General features: G+C 65.0%; 4 protein-coding genes. 2 read left to right on the top strand and 2 right to left on the bottom strand.

Annotated elements, in window-relative coordinates:
* The coding region (locus JWQ05_RS19725; RefSeq protein ID WP_299662281.1) for a TadE/TadG family type IV pilus assembly protein at positions 1 to 365 on the bottom strand (365 nt) is incomplete at its 3' end.
* Positions 366 to 874: 509 nt separating this feature from the next.
* Positions 875 to 1,522, bottom strand: coding sequence for a 2OG-Fe(II) oxygenase (locus JWQ05_RS19720; RefSeq protein WP_299662279.1), 648 nt, complete (start codon positions 1,520 to 1,522; stop codon positions 875 to 877).
* A 226-nt stretch (positions 1,523 to 1,748) separates the two neighbouring features.
* On the opposite strand from JWQ05_RS19720, the gene JWQ05_RS19715 reads away from it, so the two are divergent.
* Positions 1,749 to 2,009 (top strand): hypothetical protein, encoded by a 261-nt coding sequence (locus JWQ05_RS19715; RefSeq protein WP_299662283.1) that lies wholly within the window; start codon positions 1,749 to 1,751, stop codon positions 2,007 to 2,009.
* 121 nt (positions 2,010 to 2,130) lie between these two features.
* Positions 2,131 to 4,118, top strand: a 1,988-nt coding sequence (locus JWQ05_RS19710) for an ABC transporter ATP-binding protein/permease (RefSeq protein ID WP_299662277.1), incomplete at its 3' end; no start/stop codon positions are given.

Below are 4,118 nucleotides of genomic sequence, written 5' to 3'. Positions count from 1 at the left end.
CCGAGCGTCTTCGCATCGAAGGTCAGCGTCACCGTATAGATCGTCGCATCCACGGGGTCGGGCCCCACCGCCACCAAGACCGTACCCGGCTTGAACATCGCCCCGTCGGTCAGCGAACTCGCGACCCGGCGTCGAGCGAGGTCGCCGCGCTCCTGGTCGGTCACACCGGCGATGGAGGCCCGCGCCGCTTCGGACGCGATCTGTTTCAGGTTATGCGAGGCGCCGAGGTAAATCCCGAATGCGACAATGCCCGCAAACAGCATGAGCAGCACAGGGACCAGCAGAGCAAACTCGACGGCCGCGTTTCCATGTTGGAATACCAAGAACCGATGGAATCGCTCTGTATAAATCTGCACAATTTGCATGGTTGTATGCCCGCGATTGCACATCGAATGATGCTTCGGCGCGGACGATCACATCGATTCGATAACGGAATCTTTCTTCCGGAATGTATACATTTCGGAGTACTAGCAGATTTTATCGGGAATATTTGACTGAAAAAAAGGCCGCTCACGTAGTGTCGCGACGTACAACTTGGAATATAATCTTATCAAATGATATGAACTGCCTGTACTGACCCGGCCCGACGCGCGCATTCTGCGACATAATGACCTTGCACCGCGCGTTCGTTTTGCGTCGTCCCCCGAAGGTTCGATCGATCGCCGCGAAGTTCCGCGACGGGATGCCTGGCTGTCATGATGCTTCGAACGGGTAATCCTCGACCAAGCAGCCTGGAAAATCCAACAATGTGCGGCCGAATCTTTGGCTGCGAAATACCAAACGCCATAGAAACGAGAACGGCCCAGATCAGCGCTTTGCCGATCCGGGCCGCATTGTCTCCGATCGTCGCGAGACCACTCGATACTTCAGAGTTTCAGCGACCGAAGATCCCCTTCAGAAACTGGGCGGTGCGGTTGCGCTTCTTCTTGCGCTCGAGCTCGTTGGCATCCTTCACCCAGGCGACCTGGACTACGCGGCGCTCGCCCTCAAAGGGCTCGTGACCGTGCCAGGAATTGTCGGCGCGCAGGAAGGCGAACATCGTGCCCATGGTGGGCGGCACCTCGACGGCGAAGGGTTCGTAGTTCTTGCCGTCGTAGAGCACCCGCAGGCGACCCGCGGCCGGCGCGTCCCAAGCGTCGTTCATGTAGATCAGCATCGTCATCACCTTGGACGGGCCATCGGTGTGGATCGAGCCGTATTTGGGCTGGCTGCGCTTCATGATGGTGGTGAGGCGTGGGCAGGAGACGAGGTCGATCCCGAACTTCTCGCCCATGATGCGGGAGAACTCGTCGCTCTCGAGCTCGTCGATGAGTGCCTTGAAGCGGCCCTTCAGCGCCACCTCGTCCACGGTGAGGTAGCCGGGCTTGGCGATGGCGGGGAAATCCTTCCGGATCTCGTCGACGGCCTCGGGCTTGAGCACGTCGTTGCCGAGGAAGAAGCTGTAGGGGTCGCGCGAGACGGGGGCGGCGCGCACCGCATCGAGGTTGAGGATCGACAGTCCCGACGTTGCTTCGACGTTCATGGCTTCGACGTTCTACCTTTGGGCGGACCGGGCTTCGCGCCGACGGTCGCGCCGGGTGGAGCGCCTCACCGAAGCGCAATCCCGGTGGATAGAGCCCGCGATTGCGGCGAGCGGACGGCAACCCCTTTGCGCATCAGGCGGAAACTGCCATGCTTGGCCGTATCGAAACCGAGAAACAGCGCACAGCTCCGTGACGAGACGCTACGCACTCGCACTCTGCGCAGCCCTGTCGACGCCGGCCGGTGCCCAGAGCCCCCTCATCGCGACCCAGCGCCTGACTTGCGCCGATGCGATGGGATTGGTGAAGGCCAGGGGCTCGGTCCTGATCAGCCCTGGCGGCGGCCCGGCGGAGCGCTTCGTGCGGGACCGCAGCCAGTGCACCCTCAGCGAGATCGCCGAGCTGCGCTTCGTGCCGACCCGCGACAATCCGGAATGCCCGATCGGCTATCGCTGCCGCGAGCCGGAATTCGGCGACTGGGACTGGTAGCGGATCGCCGCAGGCGGGCGCCGTCCCCCGCCACGTTCTCGCCACGACCCACCTGCAATGCCGGTTCGATCCGGTCCCTCGGGGCCGCCGAACGAAACGATCCGAGACAAGGGAGACGCGCGTGGCCGCATTGAGGACGGGCCTCGGCCTGCAGGCCGCCGTCACGGCGCTCTTCGCGCTTGCCCTGCTGATCGTCCCAGGCGAGGCCGGGCCGCCACTCTACGTCTCGCTGGCGGGCCTCGCCATGGCGGGCATCCTGCTGGCCTCGGGCAAGCTCTCGGCCTACCTAAAGGTCTTCGTCTCGGTCTACGGCATCGGCTACCTGTTCCTCGCGGGCGCCAAGCAGCTCGCGGCCTCGGGCCTGCTGCCGCCGACGCTCGCCGCCCTGCTGCCCCCGAGCTTTGCCGCCACGGGCGCCGTGGTCTTCGCCGGCATTGTCCTGGCGATCTCGCATCTCGAGCCGATCCGCGCGATCACGCTCATCGCCGACCCGTACTTCGCCACCAGCGACAAGCCGACGCGGGAGATCGGCCCCTTCCGGCTGTTCGGCTCCACCGAGGGCAAGGTCGGCCAGCGCCTCGTGGCGCTCTCCATCTTCATCACCTTCGCGCAGGTCGCCCTGCAGCTGCGGCTGAACTTCTGGTTCCGCGACCTTTTCAACGCGCTGCAGGAATATAACGCCGACGCGTTCTGGTATCAGCTGGTCTGGGTGTTCGCGCCCCTCGCCACGGTCTGGGTCGTGGTCGGCATGTTCGACACCTTCGTCGACGCCACCCTTCACATCCGCTGGCGGACCTGGCTGACGCGCAGCTTCTACGGCCGCTGGCTGGACGCCGGCACCCATTACCGCGTGCCCTTCACCGACGAGCATGCCGACAACCCGGACCAGCGCATCCAGAGCGACGTGAACCTGTTCATCTCGCAGACCACGACGCTCTCCATCCGCCTGCTTTCCCAAGCCGCGACCCTCGTCTCCTTCATGGTGATTCTCTGGGGCCTGTCGCGCGACTTCGTGCTGCCCTTCACCGACACGGTGGTGCCGGGCTTCCTGGTCTGGCTGGTCGTCGGCTACGCGGTGATCGGCACCTGGCTTACCCACGTGATCGGACGCCCGCTGATCGGCCTCGACTTCCGGCAGGAGAAGGTGGAGGCGGATTTCCGCTTCTCGCTCGCCCGCACCCGCATCTACGGCGAGCAGATCGCGCTGCTGCGCGGCGAGCGCGCCGAGACGGTGCGCTTGGGAAGCCTGTTTCACGAGATCATCGACAACTACCTCGGCATCATCATCCGGCGGATCAAGCTCGGCAGCTTCACCCTGTCCTACAGCCAGATCAGCGTGGTGTTTCCCTACATCCTGGCCGCCCCCTCGTACTTCCTGAAGAAGATCACGCTGGGTCAGTTCCAGCAGACGGGCGACGCCTTCAGCAGCGTGCAATCCTCGCTGTCGTTCTTCATCAATTCCTACGTCACCATCGCGGCCTATCGGGCCAACACCAACCGCCTGTCCTCGTTCAAACGGGCGATGACCAAGGCGGAGGCGATCGGCGGCACCGGCGAGGGCCTGTTCCAGGGCAACGCAACGCAGGGCGACGTCACCGCCTCAAATCTCAGCCTCGGCCTGCCCGACGGGCGCACCATCGTGGCGGCCGATTCGCTCACCATCACCAAGGGCGGGGCGACCCTGCTCACGGGCCCCTCGGGCTCGGGCAAGTCGACGCTGTTTCGCGCCATCGCGGGGATCTGGCCCTTCGGCAAGGGCCGGATCGACCTGCCGCAGGGCCAATCCGCCCTGGTGCTGCCGCAGCGTCCCTACATCCCGCTCGGCACCCTGCGCGGCGCCGTGGTCTACCCGAACACCACCGACATGTTCCCGGACGCGGCCATTCGCGACGCGCTGGTCGCCGCGCAGTTGCCGGCGCTGGCCGACCGGCTCGACGAGGTCGATGCCTGGGACCAGCGCCTTTCGGGGGGCGAGCAGCAGCGTCTCGCCGTGGCGCGCGCCGTTCTGGCCAAGCCCGAGTGGCTGTTCCTAGACGAATCCACCGCCGCCCTCGACGAGCCGAGCGAGGCCGCGATCTACCGGATGCTGCGCGAGCGCCTGCCCGGCAC

The organism is Methylobacterium sp., from assembly GCF_028290105.1.
Lineage (GTDB): Bacteria > Pseudomonadota > Alphaproteobacteria > Rhizobiales > Beijerinckiaceae > Methylobacterium.
This window is presented reverse-complemented; position numbering and strand designations above follow the sequence as displayed.